The organism is Bacteroides sp. OM05-10AA (assembly GCF_003439055.1).
GTDB classification, from domain to species: Bacteria; Bacteroidota; Bacteroidia; order Bacteroidales; family Bacteroidaceae; genus Bacteroides; species Bacteroides intestinigallinarum.
Map to the genome: position 1 here is coordinate 20,229 of NZ_QSUR01000021.1, position 25,886 is coordinate 46,114.

The window sequence follows — 25,886 nt, forward strand, 5'->3', positions numbered from 1 at the left end:
GATATAATATCATTTATTATACATCTCTTCATAATACTTTTCGTATTCTCCAGATGTTATATTATCCATCCATTCCTGATTATCCAAGTACCATCTCACTGTCTCTTCAATTCCTTCTTCGAACTGTAAACTAGGTTCCCAACCCAATTCGCTTTTCAGTTTAGTTGAATCTATGGCATAACGCAAATCATGTCCTTTGCGATCGGTCACATAAGTAATTAAATCTAAAGAATATCCTTCCGGATACCCAAGCAACTTGTCCACCGTTTTGATTATTACCTTAATTATATCAATGTTTTTCCACTCATTGAAACCTCCAATATTGTAAGTGCTCGAAATCTTACCATAATGGAAAATAACATCGATAGCTCGTGCATGATCTACTACATACAACCAGTCACGAACGTTCTCTCCTTTGCCATATACAGGCAACGGTTTACGATGACGAATGTTATTGATAAATAGCGGAATCAATTTCTCGGGAAACTGATAAGGGCCGTAATTATTGGAGCAGTTGGTCACCACAGTGGGCATTCCATAAGTGTCGTGAAATGCACGGACAAAATGATCACTACCGGCCTTCGACGCTGAATAAGGGCTATGTGGATTATACTTAGTGGTTTCCTTAAAGAATTCATCACCGTAGACCTCATGCGCCGAGATGTCTGAATCGATTCCTTCGGGATGAGTTAATTCCAATGCACCATAAACCTCATCTGTAGAAATATGATAAAAACGCTTACCTTCATAACATTCAGGAAGCATCTCCCAAGTCAGTTTTGCAGCTTGGAGCAGAGAGAGAGTCCCCATCACATTCGTTTGAGCAAATGTAAACGGATCTTTTATACTACGGTCTACATGACTTTCAGCAGCCAGGTGAATAACTCCATCAATACGATACTGCTTGAAGAGTTCCAACATTTTATCAAAGTCACAAATATCAGCCTTTACAAAGGTATAATTAGGCTGATTTTCGACATCTTTCAGATTAGCCAGATTACCGGCATAAGTCAGTTTATCCAGATTGATAATATGATATTCAGGATATTTATTGACGAACAAACGTACAACGTGCGATCCGATGAAGCCTGCTCCACCTGTAATCAGTATATTTCGTGCAAAATTCATGTCTATTTTAATAAGCTGATTGTTGTTTTAATTCATTTATACATTTCTGTAGAGAGTCTTTCCAATAAGGAACAGTGATTCCAAAAGTAGATTTCACCTTTGTTTTATCCAGTACAGAAAAATGAGGACGCTTTACCTTACTGGGAAATTCATCGCTGTGACAAGGTTGAATATCGCACACATTGCCACTCAAGTCACAGATTTCCTTCGCAAAGTCATACCATGCACACACACCTTCATTACTAAAATGGTAGATGCCTTCTTTATAGAGTTGATTCTCCTCAATCACTTGATAGATAACAGATGCTAAATCTCCGGCATAAGTGGGAGTACCAACCTGGTCAAAGACTACTTTCAGGGTATCTTTATCAGCTGTGAGTTGTCGCATCGTTTTTACGAAGTTCTTCCCATAAGGGGAATAAAGCCAGGCGGTACGAAAGATAAGATAATGACAGCCGGTCTCTTGTATGCTATGCTCACCGGCCAGCTTCGTTTTACCATACACACCCAAAGGATTAGTTTCCCAATCTTCCCGACAAGGGACATTTCTGTCTCCCTGAAAAACATAATCAGTAGAGACATGTATTAAGATAGCATCAGTTTCTTTTGCTACAACAGCCAGATTCTCCACTGCCTTATTATTCAATAAATCAGCAGTCGCGAAATCGTCTTCCGCCTTGTCTACATTGGTATAGGCAGCACAATTAACGATGACATGAATTTGGTTGTCATTGACCATTTTACGGATAGAATCACGACTGGTTATATCCAACTCTGCCACATCGGTAAAAATATATTGGTTGGAGCTGGTTGACGACACACGGCGCATCTCATTGCCAAGCTGACCGTTAGCTCCTGTCACTAGAATATTCATTGAGCTTAATACAGATTTTCGTTATAATCAAATAGCCAGCCGGCTTCTTCCAGACGTTCGTGATGTTGGTCTTTCCCGGAAAGGATTATTTTATCAGCAGGAACCTTCCAGTCGATTTCCAATGCGGGATCATCCCAAGCCAGGGCACCTTCACATTGAGGAGCATAGAAGTTGTCACATTTATACTGAAAGATAACCTCTTCCGTCAGGACAACAAAGCCATGGGCGAATCCACGCGGAATAAAGAACTGACGGTGGTTTTCTTCAGTCAATTCCACTGATACATGCTCTCCAAATGTTGGTGAGCCTTTACGGATATCGACAGCTACATCAAGGACAGAGCCTTTAATGACACGTACCAGTTTACTCTGGGCATAAGGTGGTTTCTGAAAATGAAGACCACGTAAAACACCATAGCTGGATTTGCTTTCATTATCCTGGACAAAATCTACCTTACGAACCTTTTCTGTAAATTCACGTTGAGAGAAGGATTCGAAAAAGTAACCACGGTCATCTTTAAAAAGCCGGGGTTCAATGATGACAACGCCCTCAATAGCAGTTTTGATTATTTCCACTGTGATTAGTGTTTATTAGTTATTTAGATTACCGGAAAGGAAGATGGCATTATTCCAGTCCCAGTTCATTTATTACTTTTAAAAGGTACTGGCCATATTGGTTCTTTAGCATGGGCTTGGCCAGTTCACGCATTTTATCCGCTGTTATCCAGCCATGACGCAGGGCAATACCTTCAAGACACGCGACTTTCAATCCCTGACGTTTTTCAATCACTTCAATAAAAGTGCTGGCTTCGGAAAGAGAATCGTGCGTGCCGGTATCAAGCCAGGCAAAACCACGGCCTAATAGTTGGACCTTTAATTGGTGGTCATTGAGAAATTCCTGATTAACGGTAGTGATTTCTAACTCTCCACGGGGAGAAGGTTGTATATGTTTGGCTACATCCACCACTTTATTGGGGTAGAAATAGAGTCCCACTACAGCGTAGTTAGATTTTGGGTTTTCTGGTTTTTCTTCGATACTCAAAACATTTCCATCCTTGTCAAAGTCAGCAACTCCATAACGTTCGGGATCGGCAACCCAATAACCGAATACGGTTGCTTTCTGCTCCTCCTCGACTGTACGGACAGCCTCCTGCAACATGCGGGTAAAGCTTTGGCCATAGAAGATATTATCACCTAATACCAAGCAGACGGAATTATTGCCGATGAAGTCTTCACCGATAATAAAGGCTTGTGCCAGACCGTCCGGAGAGGGTTGTTCGGCATACTCAAACCGTACTCCATAGTCGGATCCATCACCTAAAAGACGCTTGAATCCCGGAAGATCATAAGGAGTGGAAATAATCAGGATCTCACGGATTCCAGCCAACATAAGGACTGAAATCGGATAATAAATCATGGGTTTGTCAAAGACAGGAAGCAACTGCTTACTCACTCCTTTGGTGATAGGATACAGACGAGTGCCTGAACCACCAGCTAAAACTATTCCTTTCATAAAAGCTTATTTCAATTTTAGAAAATAAGTAAGCTGTTTTGAGATGGACACAAAGTAGCTTTTATTCTGTGTTTATTTAAACAGTTCCACATACCCAACCGGCATATCCGCACAAGCACACCCCAGCATATTTAACCGGACAGCAATCTTGCTTCTGCCATCTACTGTAACAAGTTCTCCTACAAGTCCAGTCAAAGGACCTTTAACAACACGTACCTTTTCACCACGTGCCAAAGGAGCACTATTCATACAGATTGTCTCTTCAGAATAGTCAAGCATAAAACGGAAACGGGCCATTTGTTCATCAGGAATGATAGTCGGACTGCTCTCACCACGCATTACCATATACCGACTAACGGTAGAAAAGGAAAGAACCTCTTTACGTTCTTTAGGATCAGCATGTACAAAAACCATCATGGGAAGCAACACGGACTCAACCACTTTACGGCGGTCGCTCCATTGATGTACTTCTTGCTGGACCGGTACAAAATTTTCAATCCCCATTTTGTCTAAACGTTCGGCTACCTTCTTCTCATGATGCATACGGACCAGAGCAACATACCAGCGTTTAGAGTGTGCTACGCCTTCCCCTGTCCCAATTTTAGGCCCAGCACTTAAAGTTTCTTTCGTTAGAATCATACTTTTTTACCCCTTAAGTTTCCGTTACTTCTTAGGTAACGGATAAGGTACTCATTCACAGAAAAACAGATGAAAGCAGAAAAACATGGACAGGAACTGCCTACAAGGATGTTTTTCTAACCTATGCGAAGGGAAAAGCATCTTTGGAAACAGAGTACAGGAATTTCAGGCATGATCAAACAGAATCATCATGTCCTGATATATTTTTGTTGCATATTTCAACAAATCAGAAAAAAAAAGAAGATTTTACTTGTTTACTATTTGTATTTTTGCATATCTTTGCACCGAATAATTATCCGTTACCTAAGAAGTAACAGAAACATTTCGCCCTTGATTTCTAATACTTTATCGTTAACCATCAACCTAAACGATAGTTTCTAATGTAAGATAAATTCCCTTTATTTACCTCTGTACGTTCTTTGAGTTCAAAACCTTTTAAATAGATTTGTGTCGTTTTTATAGATTTATGCCCCAATGATTCACTGATCATTTCAATTGGCACTCCACGATACTTCGCTGTCGTTGCCCAAGAATGGCGCAGTGTATAAGAAGAAACCGGAGATTTCAACCGTAAAACTCTCGCCAAATCTTTCAAACGATTATTAAAATTCCGAAGAGCAGACTGATATTCACGATATGCTCTTTCATCTTTGCGTTTCTTGTTATTACAAAGTATATCAAATAGATAGTCCGGACAATCGGAAATGGGCTCCAAATTACTCCGGAGTTGATTTATCATTCCCCTAGCGGTATCCAATACTTCTACGCTCATAGGAGTTTTCGTCTTGATTCGATTATAGCGCAACACACTCTGATCTAAAGCTGATTTTTCCAAATGTGCTAAATCAGCAAATGACATTCCACAAAACTGGAACATCAGGGCGGCAATAGTTTGTGTGCGACGTAAACGCTCCGATTTGGGATCCTCATACAGAAGTTTGTGCAATTCACCGGCAGGCAAAGCTTTCTTTTGCCGGACATCCACGCCTGTATAGACATCATGAAATAATCGGGGAACACAAGGAGCACTACCCGCTTCCACTCCCCGATTGTAAATGCTACGAAGCATACGCATATACGTAGAAATCGTATTGGGCTTCAAACCACACTCATAAAGATACTGACCATAGCGTCGTAAACGTTCTTTGGTGACCTGTCTGAACGACATGTTCAACGTACCGCAAAACTTACTGAAAGAATAAAGGGCATTCTTATAGACATGCGCTGTAGAATAGCGCCCCTCCTTTCGTAAACGATTGATGTAGTTCTCACCACATCGACTAAATCCATTTTTATTCATCATTTGCATCACTAGTTATTTTATATATATACTATTTGGCAAGCGACAAAAGAACAAATCTTTTTGCACGTTTAATTCTGCTTTCCAGATATTATTTTCTAATTAACATTCATTAATATTGCAAAAATTAATTAATTATGAGCAGTAAAAAAACTAAAAAAGGTAGTAAAAGCGACAAAGCAAAAAGAAATGTTCAAACAGTGGGAAAAGCCCCCGGAAGACATTCAAAGGAAGAAATCATCAGTGAAGAAGAGCTGGATAACAGAATAGCAATCGATGGAGATATCCGCCTTTATCTCACCATGTATTTAAAAATCTTTATCGATGGACATTTCCGCCATCCCAAGAAAAAAAAGTTGATAAATATGGCCCAATATATCTATGACCAAAAAGTATTATACATTCACAAACACGATGGCTATAAGTTGATGGAATTTAGCAGTATACATGCTGAATTGGCGGCATTGAAAAAACCTGTCGAAAAAGAATACATGAAAGAAAAAGAGGAAAAAAGGAAACAGGCTGAAAAGGTCAAAAGCAAGTACTAAGAAAAAATAATGGGACAGTTGAAATATAAGGCTTACCTTCGCCGCCGTTTTCAACCGGTCGAAAAACAAAAAGTATTTCTCTTGAAAAAATAGTGACGGTATACTATTGTTATAGTGTCACTATAATGAGAGGATAGTAACGCTATGACAATAGCATAGCGTCACTATCTGAAAGGGGAGATTTACGCTCAAACAGAAATTTATTTTTCAAAACTAAAAACAGAAGAAAATGAGACAAAGAATCAGGAAGAGCAAGTTAGAAATTTGCAAATTAGTATGGAAAAAACGTATTACTGCTGAAAAGGGGATTTCGGATAAATGTGCGGAGAGAATTGTACAAGAGTGCATTAAACTAATAGATCGCATGTTGTATGGAAATGTAGTGATAGCTTTTTACAAGCAGGATGGCACGTTTTGTCTGGAAAGAGGAACACTGGTAGGATATGAAAAATTCTTCCATAGAGAATTCAATATCACAGCAAAACAAGAGTCTATTCTCTATTGGAGTGAAGAACAAAAAGGATGGAGAAGATTTATGATCGGGAACCTGATGGAGTGGAGAGCTATTGTATAAGTTAGATTAAAATATATTGAACAATGAATATGATTAATAAAGGGATACCTTATTTTCCGACACCGGCAAACTTCTTTGACGAAGAAGTGATGGAACTATTAGAAGCTAAGTTTGGAGTATTAGCTTCTTACATTGTCATGCGATTGCTTTGTAAAATATATAAAGAGGGATATTATATCTCTTGGGGAAAGGAACAAAACCTGATTTTCGTCCGTAAAGTGGGCGGCGGGATCAAAGAGGACATGATGGAAAAGATTGTCGACCTGTTATTGGAGAAAGGATTTTTCCATAAAGAAACCTACGAAAAATACGGCATACTCACTTCGGAACAGATTCAAAGGGTGTGGTTCGAAGCCACTACACGGAGGAAAATAGATTTCTCCCAACTACCTTATCTATTAGAGACCAAGAAGAAAAAAGGGATGCAAAAAGAAGAGTTGAACGCGGAAAATGCAGACATTTTTGAAACTCAAGAGGAGGTGAGTCAAGAAAATGCAGACATTTTCCGACAAACTAAACTAAAGGAAACTAAACTAAATCATGAAGAAGAAGAAACCAACGTTGTTTCGATTGAGATTCCGGGGTATGCCTACAATCTGGCTACACACAACATCGCAGGATTGATGGAGAGTCTGGACAACCATAAAGTGACTGACCAGAAAGAGAAACAGACGATTCTGCGGTTATCGGACTATGGCAGGAAAGGCACCCAGGTGTGGAAACTGCTCTCCAATACGACCTGGAGCAAAATCGGAGCACCGGGGAAATATATCATTGCAGCGTTAGCCGGCGGACGGAAATAAACCGACTGATTAAAAGCTGATAAAAAAGGTACGAAAAATCTGTGCTTTTCACAAATTCTTCGTACCTTTACGCTCCGGTAAAACAAGTTCTATCCACATAAAAGATAACAAAATGGAAAACAGAAGTTTAGTAACCATTGCCGAACATTCTAAAGAAAAAATCCTCTACATGCTCGAAATGGCGAAGCAGTTTGAAATGAACCCCAATCGCCGGTTATTACAAGGAAAGGTTGTAGCAACCCTGTTCTTTGAACCTTCCACCCGTACCCGCTTGAGTTTTGAAACAGCTGCCAACCGTCTCGGTGCACGAGTAATCGGATTCTCTGACCCCAAAGCTACCAGCTCTGCCAAAGGGGAAACACTTAAAGACACGATCATGATGGTGAGCAACTATGCAGATATTATCGTCATGCGACATCATCTCGAAGGAGCTGCACGGTATGCCAGCGAAGTAGCCCCGGTGCCTATTGTCAACGCAGGTGACGGAGCCAACCAGCACCCGTCGCAAACGATGCTCGACCTCTACTCTATCTACAAGACACAAGGTACGCTGGAAAATCTGAACATTTTCCTGGTGGGTGACTTGAAATACGGTCGCACCGTACATTCATTGCTGATGGCGATGCGACACTTTAATCCGACTTTCCATTTCATCGCTCCCGAAGAGCTGAAAATGCCGGAGGAATACAAACTTTACTGTAAAACTCACCAAATAAAATACGTTGAACATACGGAATTTAACGAAGAGATTATCGCTGATGCTGATATTCTGTATATGACCCGTGTGCAACGCGAACGTTTCACCGATTTGATGGAATATGAACGGGTGAAGAATGTATATATTCTCCGTAACAAAATGCTGGAGAACACACGTCCGAACCTGCGTATCCTGCACCCGCTTCCCCGCGTCAACGAAATTGCTTACGATGTGGATGACAACCCGAAAGCATATTATTTCCAACAGGCACAAAACGGTCTGTATGCCCGCGAAGCAATCCTTTGCGATGTATTAGGTATCACATTAGATGACGTTAAAAACGATATTTTATTATGAGCGAAAATAAACAAGAATTGCAAGTAGCTGCCCTGAAAAACGGGACAGTGATTGACCATATCCCATCCGAAAAGCTCTTTACCGTAGTGCAACTGCTCGGTGTGGAACAGATGACCAGCAATATCACTATCGGATTCAACCTCGACAGCAAGAAGCTGAGTAAAAAGGGGATCATCAAAATTGCAGATAAATTCTTCTGCGACGAAGAGATCAACCGTATTTCAGTAGTTGCCCCACACGTCAAGCTGAATATCATCCGCGATTACGAAGTAGTGGAAAAGAAAGAGGTGAAAATGCCGGATGAACTTCGTGGCATCGTGAAATGTGCCAATCCGAAATGTATCACCAACAACGAACCGATGGCCACTATCTTTCATGTGATAGATAAGGATAATTGCATCGTTAAATGTCATTATTGCGAGAAAGAGCAGAAACGTGAAGAGATTACAATCCTCTAACTCCTATTCACCACAGAGGACACAGAGGACACAGAGTATATTGAGGTACAGAGAGTAAAAAAACTTTTTTTTCAAAGAAATAAAACTCTGTGTCCTCTGTGTCCTCTGTGGTGAAAAAAGATATAAGTAGTATGAAACAGGACTGGAAACCAGGAACGATGATTTATCCGCTGCCGGCTGTACTGGTGAGCTGCGGAAAAGATGAAAGCGAATATAATATTATCACAGTAGCATGGACGGGTACGATTTGTACAAACCCGCCCATGTGTTATATATCCGTACGTCCGGAACGCCATTCTTATGACATTATCAAAAGAAACATGGAGTTTGTCATCAACCTGACAACGAAAGATATGGCTTTTGCCACCGACTGGTGCGGAGTTCGTTCGGGACGTGATTATCATAAATTTGATGAGATGAAGCTGACACCCGGACAGTGTACGGTGGTCAGTGCTCCGTTGATTGAAGAATCTCCTCTTTGCATTGAATGCCGTGTGAAAGAAATCATCTCTCTCGGCTCACACGATATGTTTATCGCTGACGTGGTAAATGTCCGTGCGGACGACCGGAACCTGAATCCGGAAACCGGAAAGCTGGAACTGGCAGAAGCCAATCCGCTGGTATATGTGCACGGAGGATATTATAATCTGGGAGAGAAAATCGGTAAGTTCGGTTGGAGTGTAGAAAAGAAGAAATCATAAAAAGTGCGATATTGCCATGAATATGCTGCGTAAATTCATTCTTCCCGGTTTGTTAGCCATAGCCTGCACGGCTGTCGGTCAGAATTATAATGCAGATAGAGTGGACCGCCCCAATACAAGAAAAATAAATATCGGTATCAAGGCGGGATTCAACTCTTCCATGTTCATGGTGTCTGAACTGAAAATTAAGGATGTGACTATCGATGAGGTGCAGAACAACTATAAGATAGGTTATTTCGGCGCCCTCTTTATGCGCATCAATATGAAGAAGCATTTCATTCAGCCGGAAGTGTCCTATAATGTAAGCAAATGTGAAATCACTTTCGATAAGCTCGGTTCGCAGCATCCTGCCATCGAACCTGATTATGCTTCGGTGCAATCTGTGCTGCACAGTATCGATTTTCCCATATTATATGGTTATAATGTGGTGAAAAAAGGACCTTATGGAATGTCTATCTTCGTAGGTCCCAAACTTCGCTATTTATGGGGAAAGCACAATGAAATCACTTTTAAGAATTTCGACCAGAAGGGGATTCATGAAAGGCTGTATCCGTTCAATGTCAGTGCAGTGATCGGCGTAGGCGTCAACATCTCCCGTATCTTCTTCGATTTCCGCTACGAGCAAGGCCTCGGAAACATCTCCAAGTCCATCATTTACGACAACATCAATTCTGACGGAAGTACGGGGGTGAGCAATATTATTTTCCGTCGCCGCGACAGCGCATTAAGTTTTTCGCTGGGATTCATTCTTTAAGAAATTGAGAGTTGAAAATTGAGAATTGAAAAATAAAGAGTGGCGGTTCAAAGGGTTGAATGTTTAAAGATTGTCAATTGTCAGGAGGCAATTGTCAATTATCCTTTGATTTCATTAACTTTGTGCGCTTAAAATAGGTATCTCGAATTAGAAATTTAATCTTACTTATAAAAGAATGAAAAGAGACGACATCATTTTCGACATTATCGAAAAAGAGCATCAACGTCAGTTGAAAGGAATCGAACTTATTGCATCAGAAAATTTTGTGAGTGACCAGGTTATGCAGGCAATGGGTTCTTGTCTGACTAACAAGTACGCAGAAGGTTATCCCGGCAAACGTTACTACGGAGGTTGCGAAGTAGTAGACCAAAGCGAACAAATCGCTATCGACCGCCTGAAAGAAATTTTTGGCGCTGAATGGGCAAACGTACAGCCACACTCGGGAGCACAAGCTAATGCCGCTGTCTTCCTCGCAGTTCTGAATCCGGGCGACAAATTCATGGGATTAAATCTTGCACACGGCGGACACCTTTCTCATGGTTCACTGGTAAACACCTCCGGTATCATCTATACTCCTTGCGAATATAACCTGAATCAGGAAACCGGACGCGTTGACTACGACCAGATGGAAGAAGTCGCTCTGCGTGAGAAACCGAAAATGATTATCGGTGGTGGTTCTGCATACTCCCGTGAATGGGATTACAAACGTATGCGTGAAATCGCTGACAAAGTAGGCGCTATCCTGATGATCGACATGGCTCACCCTGCCGGTCTGATCGCTGCCGGAGTGCTCGAAAATCCGGTTAAATATGCACATATCGTCACTTCTACTACACATAAAACACTTCGCGGACCTCGTGGTGGTGTCATCATGATGGGTAAGGATTTCCCCAATCCGTGGGGTAAGACCACTCCGAAAGGTGAGATCAAGATGATGTCTCAATTACTGGATTCTGCCGTATTCCCAGGGGTTCAAGGTGGACCGTTGGAACATGTAATTGCTGCTAAAGCAGTTGCTTTCGGTGAAATCCTGCAACCTGAATTTAAGGAATATGCTAAACAAGTACAAAAGAACGCTGCTGTACTTGCACAGGCTTTGATCGACCGTGGCTTTACTATCGTTTCCGGTGGTACAGACAACCACTCTATGTTGGTCGACCTGCGTAGCAAATATCCTGAACTGACAGGTAAAGTGGCAGAAAAAGCATTGGTTTCTGCTGATATTACCGTTAACAAAAACATGGTTCCGTTCGACAGCCGTTCGGCTTTCCAGACTTCCGGTATCCGTTTGGGTACTCCTGCTATCACTACCCGTGGTGCAAAAGAAGACTTGATGCTCGAAATTGCCGAAATGATCGAGACTGTATTGTCTAACGTAGAAAATGAAGAAGTTATTGCAAAAGTACGTGCACGTGTCAATGAGACAATGAAGAAATATCCTCTTTTTGCTTATTAAAAAACAATTTCAAAGCTAATAGCTACAAACTGGCAGCTTTATTTCCCATTTAAGGTCTGCTCCTCGTAAAAGGAGCAGACTTTTTTATTTATTAACAATCCTATCCGAACCATCTGTCCGGAATTTCGTTTTTCTTACTATAAAAGAAATATATGATGTTATATATCACTTACAACAAGGACGAATTCAACCGTACAGTGTGCAAGAAGAGAAAATAGAAGCGCACTGGACTCTATATACAGCCATCCCCGTCTTTCCACATTTTATTTTATAGGGAAAGACGGGGATTTATTTTACCGACACATCATACCGGAATATTTTTTTCTTGAGGATATATTAACTCAATCCTTCTATTTCTCCATCCACAATATCGATGTATAATGCTTGCGGTTCCTTGGGTAATCCCGGCATACGAAGAATTTCTCCGGCAATGGCTACAATCATTTCAGCTCCGTTATTGATAACAATATCTTTAATATGGAACTCGAAGTTGTTTACCGCACCATAAATCTTCGGATCGGCAGAGAATGAATATTGTGTTTTAGCAATACAAACCGGATAATGAGTGATTCCCATTTTCTCAATCAGTTTGATACGACTGCGGGCGATACTGCTATAGGTAATAACGCTGGCTCCGTAAATATTAGTAGCTACCTTTTCGATCTTCTGCTGTATGCTATCTTCTTCTTTATAAGTGTAGCGTAAGGATTCCGACGGATTGTTCTCTATGGTATCTACCACCAGGCGAGCCATATCTACTGCTCCCTCTCCTCCTTCACTGAACGCATTGTTGATGGCAAAGCCCACTCCCAACTGTTCGCAATGTTCGCGCAACAATTCCATTTCTTCGTCCGTATCGGATGCAAACTTATTGAAAGCTACAATGATTGTCTGACCGAATGAGCGAAGGTTACGAACGTGTTTGTCGAGATTACGCAATCCCTCTTTCAGTCCTTCCATATTCGGCTCTTTGATACGGTCGAGACTGACGCCTCCATGCATCTTCAATCCTTGTGCCGTAGCGACAATCACCGTGAGACGAGGTTGAAGCCCGCTCTTACGACATTTGATATTGTAGAACTTCTCCGCACCGAGATCAGCACCGAACCCGGCTTCCGTGATTACATAATCACCGAAAGACATGGCCAATTTGGTGGCAAGGATAGAGTTACAGCCATGGGCAATATTGGCAAACGGACCACCATGTACAAAAGCAGCGGTTCCTTCGGTAGTCTGCACTAAATTAGGATGAATCGCATCTTTCAATAACACGGTAATGGCTCCTGCCACTCCCAAATCTTTCACTGTGAAAGGTTGGTCGTCATACGTGAAGCCCAACAGGATATTTTCAATACGGCGACGCAGATCACTCACATCTTTAGAAAGGCAAAGAATTGCCATGATTTCCGAAGCAGGAGTGATATCGAAACCGGACTCCTGGGTAATCCCGTTGGATTTAGGTCCGAGGCCGACAACGATGCTACGCAATGAACGGTCGTTCACATCGAGCACTCTCCGCCAAAGGATTTCTTTCAGTCCGAAACCTTTTGACTGATTCTGGTAGAGATAATTGTCGAGCAAGGCGGCAATCATGTTATGAGCAGAGGTGATGGCATGAAAGTCACCAGTGAAATGGAGGTTAATCTTGTCCATCGGAAGCACTTGTGCATATCCTCCACCGGCTGCTCCCCCCTTCATCCCGAAACACGGACCGAGAGACGGCTCGCGAAGAGCGACAATCGCATTTTTTCCAATTTTATTCAGTCCCAAAGCGAGACCGATAGATACTGTAGTTTTGCCGATGCCCGCTTTGGTTGCTGTGATAGCAGTTACCAGAATAAGATTGCTTTTCTTCACTTTCTCTTCATCAATCAGTTGTTCGGGGATCTTTGCAATGTAGCGGCCATAATTCTCCACTTCCTCGCGAGGGATTCCGATACCTTCGGCAACTTGCTTAATCTTCTTCAGCTCAATGCTGCGAGCAATTTCTATGTCTGATTTCATACAGAATATGATTAGTTTTATTTTTGAATGAACAAAAGTATAACAAAAAAGCGAAATAGAGAAATTTAAAGTCTATCGGATATTTATATCTCTATTTATCATAAACACTATAAACTCTTTCCACACAACAACTGTTGTAGATAGCATAACCTAAACAACAACTTAATTATGGAATGGATTATTAATCAACTAAGGGTACATCCTGAACTTGCTATTTTCCTTACGCTTTTTGCCGGATTCTGGCTCGGCAGACTCAAAATAGGAAAATTTTCCTTGGGGACAGTCACCAGCGTTCTTCTGGTAGGAGTATTGGTCGGACAACTGAATATCACTGTAGATGGTCCGATGAAAGCCGTGTTCTTTCTGCTTTTCTTATTTGCCGTTGGCTATAAGGTGGGTCCGCAGTTTTTCCGCGGATTGAAGAAAGACGGTCTGCCACAAGTAGGATTTGCCGTATTGATGTGTATTGTCAGTCTGGTAGCCCCGTGGATATTGGCCAAAATCATGGGATATCATGTAGGAGAAGCTGCCGGACTGTTGGCAGGCTCACAAACAATATCCGCCGTTATCGGCGTGGCAAGCGATACGATCAACCAGCTGGGAATCAGCGATGCACAGAAAGCCACGTTCATCAATGCAATTCCGGTAGCTTATGCCGTAACTTATATTTTCGGAACGGCCGGTTCGGCATGGATTCTGGCTTCTCTCGGCCCTAAGATGCTGGGGGGACTGGATAAGGTGAAAGCCGACTGCAAGGAACTGGAGGCTCAAATGGGAACATCGGAAGCTGATGAACCCGGATTTTCCCCAGCTCTTCGTCCGGTCGTATTCCGTGCTTATAAAATCACCAACGAATGGTTTGGCAAAGGAAAGAAAGTCAGTGAACTCGAAGCTTATTTATGCAAGAATGACAAACGTCTGTTTGTAGAACGGATTCGTCAAAAAAGAATGGTGAAGGAAGTAGATCCGAACCTGATTCTTCACAAGAACGACGAAGTGGTACTTAGCGGACGCCGTGAATTTGTGATTGGAGAAGAAGACTGGATAGGTCCGGAAGTGATCGATGCACAATTACTTGACTTCCCGGCAGAAACTCTTCCTGTAATGGTGACCCACCGGACTTTTGCCGGAGAAACAGTTTCCAAAATCAGATCGCAGAAGTTTATGCACGGGGTCAGCATCCGGAATATAAAGCGTGCCGGAATCAACGTTCCGGTATTACCTAAGACAATCGTAGATTCGGGAGACATTCTCGAACTTACCGGTCTTAAACATGAAGTGGAAAGTGCTGCCAAACAAATGGGCTATATTGACTGGCCTACCAATCAGACAGATATGATTTTCGTTGGATTGGGTATTTTGCTCGGTGGTCTTTTCGGTGCACTGGCTATTCATCTGGGAGGTGTTCCTATCAGTCTTTCTACCAGTGGAGGCGCATTGATAGCCGGACTTCTGTTCGGTTGGCTACGCAGCAAGCATCCTACTTTCGGAGGTATTCCCGAACCTTCTTTATGGGTATTGAATAATGTAGGGCTGAATATGTTTATCGCAGTGGTCGGTATCGCTGCAGGTCCCAGTTTCATTGCCGGATTCAAGGAAGTAGGCGTCAGCCTGTTTATCGTCGGTGCATTGGCTACGGCTATCCCTCTCCTCGCTGGATTGCTGATGGCGAGATACCTGTTCAAATTCCACCCTGCCCTGTCATTGGGATGTACGGCAGGAGCACGTACTACAACAGCTGCGTTGGGAGCTATTCAGGATGCAGTGGAAAGCGACACACCGGCATTGGGATATACGGTGACGTATGCAGTCGGCAATACACTCCTGATTATCTGGGGAGTTGTCATCGTACTACTTATGTAAAACTAACTAAATAAATATCATTATGGAAAAGAAAACAAATAACCCTGCCATTACCAAAAGTTATGCCAAGAAAATGGAAACGATCAGCCCGTTCGAGCTGAAAAACAAACTGATCGATATGGCAGATGAAAGTATCAAGAAGATAGCACATACCATGTTGAATGCCGGAAGAGGTAACCCGAACTGGATTGCTACCGAGCCACGTGAAGCCTTTTTTCTGCTGGGGCAATTCGGCCTTTGCGAATGTCGCCATGCGTTTTCACTGGAAGAAGGAATAGCAGGCATTCCGCAAAAGGCGGGAATTGCCGCCCGTTTCGAGGCTTTCCTGAAAGAAAACGAGAAAGCTCCCGGTGCTAACCTGTTGAAAGAGGGCTACAATTATATGCTGATGGAACATGCCGCCGATCCGGATACGCTTATTCATGAATGGGCGGAATCGGTGATTGGCGACCAGTATCCTGTGCCCGACCGTATTTTACATTTTACGGAGTTAATCGTACAGGATTACCTGGCACAAGAGATGTGTGACCGCCGTCCGCCAAAAGGAACTTTTGACCTTTTTGCAACCGAAGGAGGTACGGCAGCCATGTGTTATCTGTTCGATTCATTGCAGGAGAATTTCCTGTTGAACCAGGGGGATGCCATTGCTTTAATGATTCCAGTGTTCACTCCTTATATAGAAATCCCGGAACTGCGACGCTATCAGTTCGACGTGACCGAAATTTCTGCTGACCAGATGACTCCTGACGGTTTACATACCTGGCAGTATAAGGATGAAGATATAGACAAGCTGAAAGATCCGCGGATCAAAGCATTATTTATCACCAATCCGAGTAATCCGCCCAGTTATGCGCTTAGCAAAGAGACTACCGAACGTATCATCAACATTGTGAAGAATGATAATCCGAACCTGATGATTATCACGGATGATGTGTACGGGACATTTATTCCTCATTTCCGTTCATTAATGGCAGAATTGCCGCATAATACGCTTTGCGTTTATTCGTTCTCCAAATATTTTGGAGCTACGGGATGGAGAACCGCAGTGATCGCTCTACACGAGGACAACATCTACGACAAAATGATTGCCCGCCTGTCGGAGGAGCAGAAATCAATATTGAACAAACGTTATTCCAGTCTTAGCCTACAACCGGAAAAGATGAAGTTTATCGACCGTATGGTGGCTGACAGCCGGCAGATTGCATTGAATCATACTGCAGGACTTTCTCTACCTCAACAAATGCAGATGAGTTTGTTTGCCATTTTCTCGCTTCTGGATAAAGAAGACAGTTATAAGAAAAAGATGCAGGAAATTATTCATCGTCGTCTGCATGCGTTGTGGGATAACACAGGTTTCACACTGGTGGAAGATCCGTTACGTGCCGGATATTATTCGGAGATCGATATGCTGGTATGGGCGAAGAAATTCTATGGGGATGACTTCGTTGCTTATCTGCAAAAGACCTACAATCCATTGGACGTGGTTTTCCGCCTGGCAAACGAAACTTCACTCGTTCTGTTGAATGGTGGTGGATTTGCCGGACCGAAATGGAGTGTGCGTGTGTCACTAGCTAACTTGAATGAAGCCGATTATGTGAAAATCGGACAAAGTATCAAGTGCGTCTTGGAAGAATATGCCAAAGCATGGAAGGCATAAAATCACCACTTATTTAAAGCGGGAAGTATCGACCTCTTCCCGCTTCTTCTCTTTGTACCCTCCGAATTTATAGTTAAACGAAATGCCGAATGTACGGGTGGTCCGCATATAGTGGTTTTTCACATTCTGCAATCCGTAACGGACTTGTGTCGAAATGGTGGAGGTATTGAACAGGTCGTCACACTTCAACGTCAATTGTGCTTTTCCTTTTGCAAAGGTGTAACGAAGCGCTGCATCCAGATTTCCCGAACGGGGAAGATCGAAAATTCCCTGTATGGCTTTATTTTGATAAAATCCGGTCAAGGTAAACTTTAAGTCGGGTTTGGTGGAAAGGGTGAATGTGTTGTTCATCGTCAAGACGAATGTATATAGTTTGCGGTCAAACGGGATATCCCAGAAATCACTGTCTTTCTGGCGATAACGAAAACCGATAGCGGTGAAACGGGAGTCCAGCCATTTTTTCACCTTAAAGGGAACTGTCATTACCAATCCGGCCTGTGATGAAAAATCAAAATTGAAGAATTTGTAAATCTCTACCAAGCGTTCCGGTGATTGGTAGAGGGTTTGCATTTGATTGTCTTTTGTATAGCTATAAAAGGCGGTAAAAACATACTTGCCTTTTAATATATAATTAAGGCTGGTTTCATAATTCGTGGCAGGTTTGAGATAAGGATTTCCTTGAATTTCAGAATATGCTCCCATGTAAGAGATTGCATTCTGTACGCTCCAGTATTCGGGATATTCCTTGTCACTACTCAATGAGAGCTGGAGGACATGTCCGGCAGCGGGTATATAAGTTAGATTAGCTACCGGGTACAGGCTCCATTCATTCCAGATATTTGTATGATATTGCTCCGCTGCCAGAGAAACATCGGCCGAGAGTTTTTCACCGAAGCTTTTACTTAGTCCGGCATACACATTCAGGGTTTGCTCGCGACGGCGGGAGGTCATGTTATTATCCGGTAACAGGTTGTCTGTTTCCGGGTCATAATACCTTTGATAACTATGGTCTAAAGCGGTCGTATAGGTTATGCCATAATTCAATCCCCAGCCTTTGCCCAAAGTATGTTCTTGTCCGGCATAGAAACGCCATTGATTGATTTGCTGCTTATCCCGGCTTAGGAAGTTCATCGTCTCTGCTCCCATCGTGCTATGTAATAGTTCGCTACCGGGAGAATGATAGGATGTAAATGCTACGCCTGCTTTCAGTCCGAAAGGGGTTTGATAATCTAATTTTGCATTATGGAGCTGGCTGTCTCCCTGTGAATCGGTAACGGAATTCTGTGCACCGGTAGCTATGGAATAATGCTTGGAATCGGTAAAGGCTGTTGTATAGACCAAGCTTAACAGATGATTTTCAGCGAAAGAGTAGTCCATTCCGAGGCGCATCTGATGAGTGTTGGTACGGGAAGTCATGATTTCATCCATATCCATCTGATGCACCGAACCATCGGCCAACGTGTGAAGTGCTTCTTTCTCCGTAATCCTTCGGTCGCGATCATAAGAGTAAGAGTAAAGAAGATCTACAGAGAATTTACGTCCGGAGTACAGAAGACTTCCACGTTCTGCCAAAGATTCGTAGTGATGTTGATTCAAAGCTGTATAAAGTTCTCCTTGAAGGGAAGATGCCTGTCCTGTGCCGGGTGCTAATATCAGGTTAATCATCGGTCCGCGTACCTGATAGCGTGCCGGAGCGGAATACATCACCTCCGCCTTCTCGATCCGGCTGACAGGGATTGATTTTAATAAAGCGTCTAATTGCTCGGCGGACAGTGTGGTAACTTTTCCGTTGATGACAACGGTAACTTCCTGTCCTCCCAACATCAGACTATTATTCATATTTACTATACCCGGAAGATTTTTCACAACATCATAGGCATTATCCACAGGCAGGTTACCTACCAGCCTCGGTACGTCATACACAAGTTTGCCTTGTTCGGCTTTCACTATCGGGCGTTCACCCGTAATCATTACTTCGGGCAATTCCTGAAACAAGCTATCCATATAACCTATATTCTTGATACTGTCGACAGGTTCCTGTGACTGTTGCCCGATTTGTGCTGTAGCAGATATCCACACGCAAAAAAGAGACATAAATAGTAAATTAATCCGTTTCATTTCGTCTTTATTTTTAGAATACGACAAAATACGGTAGAAAAAATGGATATTTGCGTTATCACTGGCTTATCTAGTGTTATTTAGTCTTATCAAAGAGAAGAATAAGAATAGTTTCCTATTATCTTTGTCAGTATGAAATTACCGCTAAAACATATCGTCATACTGGTTATCTGCTCGCTAATCGGAATTTTTGTTTATCAAGCTTATTGGTTGACAGGGCTTTACCGGTCGATGAAATTGGAAATGGAGAGCAATATCAGAGATGCAATGCGGACGAGTGACTTCAACGAGGTCGTGCTCCGGGTTAATGATTTGCAAAAAGATAATGTGGAACACGGTTCGCTAACGGTATCGGCCGGATATGATGCGGACGGCAATTCATTAGTGACCCAACAAACGATTTCTTATACGGATAGTAGCCGTCAGGATACGATACATTCCCGGACAGAAACTACCACAGACACGGTAAAAACCGTTGGCAATGCTTCTGAAGATTCCAAAGCTGTTGCAAGTAGCGAAAGCGGACTGGATGTATTATTGAAAAAGCAAGATTCGCTAAAGGAGTTGTTAATGAGTATTCAGCAGGGCATTCATTCAGGTGTGGACACTTATATAGATGTCAACCTGCAGCGATATGACAGTTTGCTCACCCATGTGATGAAAGAGCATAATCTTTCTATTCCTCATCACACTCTTTTGATTTATACAGGAACCAGTGCCGATTCTTCCATTGTATATACAGATACATTAGGTATTGCGGGAGATAGCAGTTATATTCCCAGTCCCAAGGCAATTCGCTATGACTATGAATTTAATATGCATCACAGCCAACGCTACCAACTGGTGTTCGAGCCGATCAATTCATTGGTATTAAAGCAGATGACAGGTATTCTGGTCACTTCATTTGTAATTCTTCTGATTCTCGGATTCTCTTTCTGGTTCCTTATCCGGACGCTCCTGAAACAGAAAACGCTGGATGAAATGAAAAGTGATTTTACCAATAATATCACGCACGAATTAAAGACTCCCATTGCTGTAGCCTATGCGGCTAATGACGCATTACTGAACTTTAACCAGGCGGAAGAGAAAAGCAAGCGCGACCAGTATCTACGCATCAGTCAGGAGCAGTTGCAAAGGCTTAGCGGGCTGGTGGAACAGATTTTATCCATGGGAATGGAGCGTCGCAAAACGTTTCGTTTGCATCCGGAGGAAATCAACCTGAAGGAGCTGATTACTCCGCTCATGGAGCAGCACCAGCTAAAAGCGGACAAGCCTGTACATATCGAATTGGATATTAAACCGGAAACGCTTGTCATTGCAGCCGACCGTACGCATTTCAGCAACATCATCAGTAACCTGATAGATAATGCAGTGAAATACTCGAAGGAGGAAGCCGAATTGTCTATTTCCTGCCGACAGACTGGGGGGACAGTAACCATCAGCGTTACCGACCGGGGAATCGGGATTCCACTTGATAAACAAAAGCATATATTTGATAAATTCTACCGGGTTCCGACGGGTAATCTTCATAATATAAAAGGTTACGGACTAGGACTGTTCTATGTAAAGAGCATGGTCGAAAAACATGGAGGGACTATCACCGTAAAAAGTGAACCGGACAAAGGAAGCACTTTTACCATTACTTTATAAACCCATAAAATCATGAGTAAAAACAAAATTACCGTATTACTGGTAGAAGACGAACAAACGCTCGCCATGATTATCAAAGATACACTTGAAGAAAATGATTTTATCATTCATACGGCGAATGACGGCGAGGAAGGACTAAGCCTTTTCTTCGAACTTCATCCGGATGTACTTGTAGCCGATGTGATGATGCCGAAAATGGATGGCTTTGAAATGGTACGTCGCATCCGCCAGACGGATAAACAGACTCCTGTCTTATTCCTGACTGCCCGTTCGGCCATCAATGATGTGGTGGAGGGCTTTGAACTCGGAGCAAATGATTATCTGAAAAAGCCTTTCGGTATACAAGAACTGATTATCCGAATCAAAGCACTGATGGGAAAGGCTTTTCTCTTCACAGAGAATAAGGTTGCCAATCATTTTGAGATAGGGAGTTATCTGTTTGATCCTGTTGCACAAACTTTATTACACGCAGGAACGAGACAGGAACTCTCTCACCGTGAATCGGAAATCTTGAAACGGCTTTGCGAGAACCGGAATCAGGTGGTCAACACGCAGGATGTCTTGCTCGAACTTTGGGGAGATGACAGTTTTTTCAATTCCCGAAGCTTGCATGTGTTCATTACCAAATTGCGGCATAAGCTCTCGCAAGATGAACAGATACGTATTGTCAATGTACGGGGAATCGGTTATAAACTGATTGTCAACTAAACTCTTTAACACCGCAAAGTGCCATGAATAAAAGACAGTTCACAGGATTTATGTTTTTACTTTGTACCTGTACCGCATTTGCGCAACAGTTTTTTTCTAAGAAAACATAACGGAAGCGGATAGTCAGGTGGAAATTATCTATCTTTGTGGTAAATCAACCTTTACGAAGATGAAAAAACTGATTCTATTTCTTTCGCTGATATTATCGGTCGGTTTTGCATCCGCACAGTCGGAAATTCCTTCCGATAGTATTCGTCGTGCTCCATCTACCAATATCAAAGAGTTTGGTGGTTTTCTGCTGGATATGGGGTTAATGAACGTAGCAACTCCCGAACTTCCCAAATTTAATTTAGATATGCCTAATATGACGAAAGATTATAATCAGCTCTTTCGTTTAAACACGGATATTACCTATTCTCAAGGATTCACCGACTCTTTTTCTTCGTCTTCTTACTCCGGGTTTTCTGGTTTTGGATACGGATATGGTTGGGGATTGTCTTCTTCTCCACAGTTTATGCAAATGGGATCTTTCAAGCTGAAAAACGGAATGAGAATCAATACTTACGGAGATTACAACAAGGATGGCTGGCGGGTGCCTAACCGCAGTGCTATGCCTTGGGAAAGGAATAATTTCCGGGGAGCGTTTGAACTGAAATCTGCTAATGGTAATTTCGGAATACGAATTGAGGTGCAGCAAGGAAGAAATGTTCCTTATTAAATAATAATTAGGCACGGATTATACGGATGTCACGGTCTTTAGGGTTATCATTGCTGAAAAATAACCGCGTTAATCCGTGTAATCCGTGCCTAAAAAATAGCAATTAATTAGTGGCAGGTACTTATTAATCAGAAAGCTTTGTCTGCCGCACTGATTGCATTGGCTATACGGTCACACCACGAATCAAATTCCGGGTCGGGTGTTTGAGTTTCCGGATGAGAAAGCATATAATGTACAGCTTGCCGCAATCCGTCCGCCATGGAGATATGGCATATAAAATCCGGGACGAGCCGCTTTATCTTCGAATTATCGAAAACAACCGTAGCTGCTTTATCTCCTAAGAGTTCCCCCCTGAAATCATAATGATCGCTATGTTTGGCAAGGAAATCGGATGCTACGTGCAATGCGTTCAGAGGTTTGCCTAACGCATCGGCGATTGTCTGGTAAATCTGATTCCAAGTCATACTTTCATCGGTAGTGATATGAAAAGCGTTACCAATGGCATGTGGATTCGCCATCAGTCCGACATAGCCTTTGGCAAAATCTTTGGAGTGAGTCAGTGTCCACAAAGAGGAGCCATCACCGGGAATAATGACAGGTTTGCCGTCAAGAATCCGTTTGAGAATCTGCCAGTTTCCCTTATCTCCATGTACGGCTACGGGAGGTTTGGTTCCGTTATAGGTATGGCTGGGACGAACGATGGTCACCGGAAAACCACTTGTCCGGTAGGCTGACATCAATACCTCTTCCGCTTCTATCTTGTTTCTGGAATACTGCCAGTAGGGATTGACCAGAGGAGTGCTTTCAGTAATGCGATAATCGGTCAATGGCTTTTGATAGGCAGAGGCACTGCTGATAAAGATGTATTGCCGCGTTTTATTCTGAAACAGGCGGATATCACGCTTTACGTCTTCTGCCGTATAACTGATGAATTGCGCAACCACATCGTAATGTTCAAGTGCGATGGCTTTTGCCACAGCTTCTTCATCATTAATATCCGCAATGATACTGTGAATTCCTTCCGGCATTTTTTTTGAGCCGCGGTTAAGGAGAGTAATCTCCCACCCTCTCTGTTGCGCCAATGCAACTACATCTGTACTGATAGTACCCGTTCCTCCAATGAATAATGCTTTCATAAAACCTGTTTTTTTATATTCTCCGGAGCAAATATATCAATTCCATGACTTACTTCCAGCAATCATTGCTATTTATTTTTCCGCCCGCAAGTTTATGTAGTATACAGATTACTGATTCTTGTACCCTTATTACTGATTTGAGGTATGAAATAAAAAAGATACCTCCAAATGTTTTATCTTTGTATCAGATTAATAACAAAGCATATGGATGAAATAACAAAAATTGAAACCGTCGATCAGTATGACCAGTTGTTTGGACTGGAGACATTGCACCCTTTAGTTAATGTAATCGACTTCTCAAAAGCTACCAAGTCGGTTGAGTATATCCGTATGAACATCGGATTCTATTGTCTGTTCCTGAAAGATGCCAAATGCGGGGATCTCACATACGGACGTAAGAATTACGATTATCAGGAAGGAACGGTTGTCTGCATGGCACCGGGACAAGTGAGCGGAATAGACAACCGTAACCGAACGGCTCCCCGTACCAAGTCGATTGGGGTTTTATTCCACCCCGATTTAATCCGTGGAACTTCATTAGGACAGAATATCAAAAACTATACTTTTTTCTCTTACGAGGTAAATGAAGCATTGCATCTTTCAGATCAGGAAAGAGAAATCGTAACCGATTGCATACATAAAATCCGGCTCGAACTGGAGCATACTATCGATAAGCATAGTAAGCAACTTATCGTACGGAATATCGAACTGCTACTGGATTACTGTATGCGTTTCTACGAACGGCAGTTCATTACACGCAATCAGGCGAATAAAGATATAGTCGTTAAATTCGAGCAATTACTGGACGAATATTTCCAAAATCAGGTGGCAATGACCGAAGGACTGCCATCCGTGAAATACTTTGCAGACAAGGCATGCCTCTCTCCTAATTATTTCGGAGACCTGATAAAGAAGGAAACCGGAAAAACTGCACAGGAATATATCCAGTGCCGGATTATCGAACTGGCCAAAGAAAGAATACTGGAAGGCGTTCAAACTGTCAGCCAGGTAGCTTATGAACTGGGATTTCAATATCCACAGCACTTCAGCCGGTTATTTAAAAAGCATGTCGGCTGCACCCCGAACGAATATAAACAAAAAAACTAGACGTATTTTAGATACAGGAGTCTCAACATCATGGGAGATAAAGTACTCAAAATAGGAACCGTGCATCAATGCAATTGTTGCCTGGGGAGTAAGACACTACACCCGCTGGTAAGTGTCATTGATCTCTCAAAGGCTGACTTGTCAGCTCATACGGGCATCAAGTTCGACTTTTATACGATTCTATTGAGTGAGTGTAAATGTGAAGCGTATATGTATGGTCACCAGTATTATGATTTTTCGGATGGTACTTTGCTCTGCCTTAGTCCCGGAGAGTCTATCAATATGAAGGAAAACAGTAGGAATTTTCCCTCCAAAGGATGGATATTGGCTTTTCATCCCGATCTGATTTGTGGCACTCCGCTCGGACTTAATATACATAACTATACTTTCTTCTCTTATCTGCCTGAAGAAGCATTACATATATCTTTGCGCGAGAAGCAAATCATTCTGGAGTTTATGGATAAAATAAACCAGGAACTCGAACGTTGCATTGACCGCCATAGCAAGAAGATAGTTTCCAAGTATATAGAACTATTGCTGGATTACTGCGTCCGTTTCTACGAACGCCAATTCATTACACGTAATGAAGCGAATAAAACGATTATCAAACAATTCGATAAAATCATAAATAACCATTTCGAAATGAAACAGGTATCGACTGTCGATATACTTTCACATAAGTATTGTGCAAACCTGCTTCATTTGTCTCCTGAATATTTCAACGACTTACTGAAGTATGAAACGGGGAAATCATTTAAAGAGTATATTGAATTCAAACGCTTTGAGATTGCCAAAGATTGGTTGGTGAATACTGATAAAACAATCAATCAGATAACGCAAGAGCTGGGTTTTCAGAATCCACAGTATTTCAGCCGGTTATTTAAGAAAATCACAGGTTGTTCTCCGAATGATTTCCGGATGCCTAATTGAAAGTATATGTCAAAGGGATTAGAGGAAGATAAAGCAACCAAAAAGTCTTAATAAAATTTGAATTGGAATATCAAATTCTTAATCTATGTTATGAAACATACTTTTTTCCTTGGATTATTTGCTAAGTTGCCAAAAGTATGTACCTTTGTAATGTGTTTTTCATAGTATTAGATTTAAGGTTAACAAAGGTTGGA

At 42.2% G+C, this 25,886-nt stretch carries 24 protein-coding genes; 15 read left to right on the top strand and 9 right to left on the bottom strand.

The window, feature by feature from the left end; translation table 11 throughout:
- Window positions 1-9: 9 nt before the first annotated feature.
- From DXB58_RS16500 to DXB58_RS16525, 6 genes are all read right to left on the bottom strand, one after another.
- Window positions 10-1,128 (bottom strand): dTDP-glucose 4,6-dehydratase, encoded by a 1,119-nt coding sequence (locus DXB58_RS16500; RefSeq protein WP_122137579.1) that lies wholly within the window; start codon window positions 1,126-1,128, stop codon window positions 10-12.
- 7 nt (window positions 1,129-1,135) lie between these two features.
- The gene (rfbD, locus tag DXB58_RS16505) at window positions 1,136-2,002 is read right to left on the bottom strand and encodes a dTDP-4-dehydrorhamnose reductase (protein ID WP_122137580.1); all 867 of its coding nucleotides are present in this window, start codon (window positions 2,000-2,002) and stop codon (window positions 1,136-1,138) included.
- Window positions 2,003-2,007: 5 nt separating this feature from the next.
- A complete protein-coding gene (rfbC, locus tag DXB58_RS16510) occupies window positions 2,008-2,577 on the bottom strand; it encodes a dTDP-4-dehydrorhamnose 3,5-epimerase (protein ID WP_122137581.1) in 570 nt (189 codons plus the stop codon).
- Between the two features lie 49 nt (window positions 2,578-2,626).
- Entirely contained in the window at window positions 2,627-3,514 is an 888-nt protein-coding gene (rfbA, locus tag DXB58_RS16515) for a glucose-1-phosphate thymidylyltransferase RfbA (RefSeq protein WP_122137582.1), read from the bottom strand.
- A gap of 72 nt (window positions 3,515-3,586) precedes the next feature.
- Window positions 3,587-4,153, bottom strand: a complete 567-nt coding sequence (locus DXB58_RS16520) for a UpxY family transcription antiterminator (RefSeq protein ID WP_122137583.1) — start codon at window positions 4,151-4,153, stop codon at window positions 3,587-3,589.
- A gap of 358 nt (window positions 4,154-4,511) precedes the next feature.
- Window positions 4,512-5,462 carry a tyrosine-type DNA invertase cluster 3b gene (locus DXB58_RS16525; RefSeq protein ID WP_122137584.1) on the bottom strand — a complete coding sequence of 317 codons (951 nt, stop codon included), beginning with the start codon at window positions 5,460-5,462 and terminating at the stop codon, window positions 4,512-4,514.
- Between the two features lie 128 nt (window positions 5,463-5,590).
- Here DXB58_RS16525 and DXB58_RS16530 point away from each other — a divergent pair, with 128 nt between their 5' ends.
- The 8 genes from DXB58_RS16530 (at window position 5,591) to glyA (ending at window position 11,801) form a co-directional block, all read left to right on the top strand.
- Window positions 5,591-6,001: a DUF4119 family protein gene (locus tag DXB58_RS16530; protein WP_122137585.1), complete on the top strand. Its 411-nt coding sequence runs from the start codon at window positions 5,591-5,593 to the stop codon at window positions 5,999-6,001.
- A 229-nt stretch (window positions 6,002-6,230) separates the two neighbouring features.
- Window positions 6,231-6,575, top strand: coding sequence for an SH3 beta-barrel fold-containing protein (locus DXB58_RS16535; RefSeq protein WP_122137586.1), 345 nt, complete (start codon window positions 6,231-6,233; stop codon window positions 6,573-6,575).
- A gap of 23 nt (window positions 6,576-6,598) precedes the next feature.
- A complete protein-coding gene (locus tag DXB58_RS16540) occupies window positions 6,599-7,378 on the top strand; it encodes a DUF4373 domain-containing protein (RefSeq protein ID WP_032843513.1) in 780 nt (259 codons plus the stop codon).
- Window positions 7,379-7,490: 112 nt separating this feature from the next.
- On the top strand, window positions 7,491-8,432 hold the full coding sequence (gene pyrB / locus DXB58_RS16545) for an aspartate carbamoyltransferase (RefSeq protein ID WP_122137587.1): 942 nt from the start codon (window positions 7,491-7,493) through the stop codon (window positions 8,430-8,432).
- Window positions 8,429-8,890, top strand: coding sequence for an aspartate carbamoyltransferase regulatory subunit (gene pyrI / locus DXB58_RS16550; protein WP_122137588.1), 462 nt, complete (start codon window positions 8,429-8,431; stop codon window positions 8,888-8,890). Before pyrB ends, pyrI begins: the two co-directional genes overlap by 4 nt.
- A gap of 131 nt (window positions 8,891-9,021) precedes the next feature.
- Window positions 9,022-9,591, top strand: a complete 570-nt coding sequence (locus DXB58_RS16555) for a flavin reductase family protein (protein ID WP_122137589.1) — start codon at window positions 9,022-9,024, stop codon at window positions 9,589-9,591.
- A gap of 16 nt (window positions 9,592-9,607) precedes the next feature.
- Complete coding sequence (locus DXB58_RS16560) at window positions 9,608-10,345, top strand: porin family protein (RefSeq protein ID WP_122137590.1); 738 nt, start codon at window positions 9,608-9,610, stop codon at window positions 10,343-10,345.
- Between the two features lie 175 nt (window positions 10,346-10,520).
- Entirely contained in the window at window positions 10,521-11,801 is a 1,281-nt protein-coding gene (gene glyA, locus DXB58_RS16565; protein ID WP_122137591.1) for a serine hydroxymethyltransferase, read from the top strand.
- A gap of 336 nt (window positions 11,802-12,137) precedes the next feature.
- Here the strand turns inward: glyA and DXB58_RS16570 are convergent, their stop codons facing one another.
- On the bottom strand, window positions 12,138-13,805 hold the full coding sequence (locus DXB58_RS16570; RefSeq protein ID WP_122137592.1) for a formate--tetrahydrofolate ligase: 1,668 nt from the start codon (window positions 13,803-13,805) through the stop codon (window positions 12,138-12,140).
- Window positions 13,806-13,973: 168 nt separating this feature from the next.
- Here DXB58_RS16570 and aspT point away from each other — a divergent pair, with 168 nt between their 5' ends.
- Together aspT and aspD are read left to right on the top strand one after the other, a co-directional pair.
- Window positions 13,974-15,668, top strand: coding sequence for an aspartate-alanine antiporter (gene aspT, locus DXB58_RS16575; RefSeq protein ID WP_122137593.1), 1,695 nt, complete (start codon window positions 13,974-13,976; stop codon window positions 15,666-15,668).
- Between the two features lie 22 nt (window positions 15,669-15,690).
- Window positions 15,691-17,325, top strand: coding sequence for an aspartate 4-decarboxylase (gene aspD, locus DXB58_RS16580; RefSeq protein ID WP_122137594.1), 1,635 nt, complete (start codon window positions 15,691-15,693; stop codon window positions 17,323-17,325).
- 9 nt (window positions 17,326-17,334) lie between these two features.
- On the opposite strand, the gene DXB58_RS16585 is transcribed toward aspD, so the two are convergent.
- On the bottom strand, window positions 17,335-19,443 hold the full coding sequence (locus tag DXB58_RS16585) for an outer membrane beta-barrel family protein (RefSeq protein ID WP_122137595.1): 2,109 nt from the start codon (window positions 19,441-19,443) through the stop codon (window positions 17,335-17,337).
- Between the two features lie 132 nt (window positions 19,444-19,575).
- Here DXB58_RS16585 and DXB58_RS16590 point away from each other — a divergent pair, with 132 nt between their 5' ends.
- From DXB58_RS16590 to DXB58_RS16600, 3 genes are all read left to right on the top strand, one after another.
- A complete protein-coding gene (locus DXB58_RS16590) occupies window positions 19,576-21,093 on the top strand; it encodes a sensor histidine kinase KdpD (RefSeq protein WP_199487887.1) in 1,518 nt (505 codons plus the stop codon).
- Between the two features lie 12 nt (window positions 21,094-21,105).
- Window positions 21,106-21,801, top strand: coding sequence for a response regulator transcription factor (locus tag DXB58_RS16595; protein WP_004295780.1), 696 nt, complete (start codon window positions 21,106-21,108; stop codon window positions 21,799-21,801).
- 169 nt (window positions 21,802-21,970) lie between these two features.
- Complete coding sequence (locus DXB58_RS16600) at window positions 21,971-22,519, top strand: occludin (protein ID WP_117512985.1); 549 nt, start codon at window positions 21,971-21,973, stop codon at window positions 22,517-22,519.
- A 128-nt stretch (window positions 22,520-22,647) separates the two neighbouring features.
- On the opposite strand, the gene DXB58_RS16605 is transcribed toward DXB58_RS16600, so the two are convergent.
- Complete coding sequence (locus DXB58_RS16605; RefSeq protein WP_122137596.1) at window positions 22,648-23,655, bottom strand: SDR family oxidoreductase; 1,008 nt, start codon at window positions 23,653-23,655, stop codon at window positions 22,648-22,650.
- A 204-nt stretch (window positions 23,656-23,859) separates the two neighbouring features.
- Between DXB58_RS16605 and DXB58_RS16610 the strand changes: the two genes are divergently transcribed.
- Window positions 23,860-24,762 (top strand): AraC family transcriptional regulator, encoded by a 903-nt coding sequence (locus DXB58_RS16610; RefSeq protein WP_004295775.1) that lies wholly within the window; start codon window positions 23,860-23,862, stop codon window positions 24,760-24,762.
- A 30-nt stretch (window positions 24,763-24,792) separates the two neighbouring features.
- Window positions 24,793-25,692 (top strand): AraC family transcriptional regulator, encoded by a 900-nt coding sequence (locus DXB58_RS16615; RefSeq protein WP_122137597.1) that lies wholly within the window; start codon window positions 24,793-24,795, stop codon window positions 25,690-25,692.
- Window positions 25,693-25,886 lie beyond the last annotated feature (194 nt).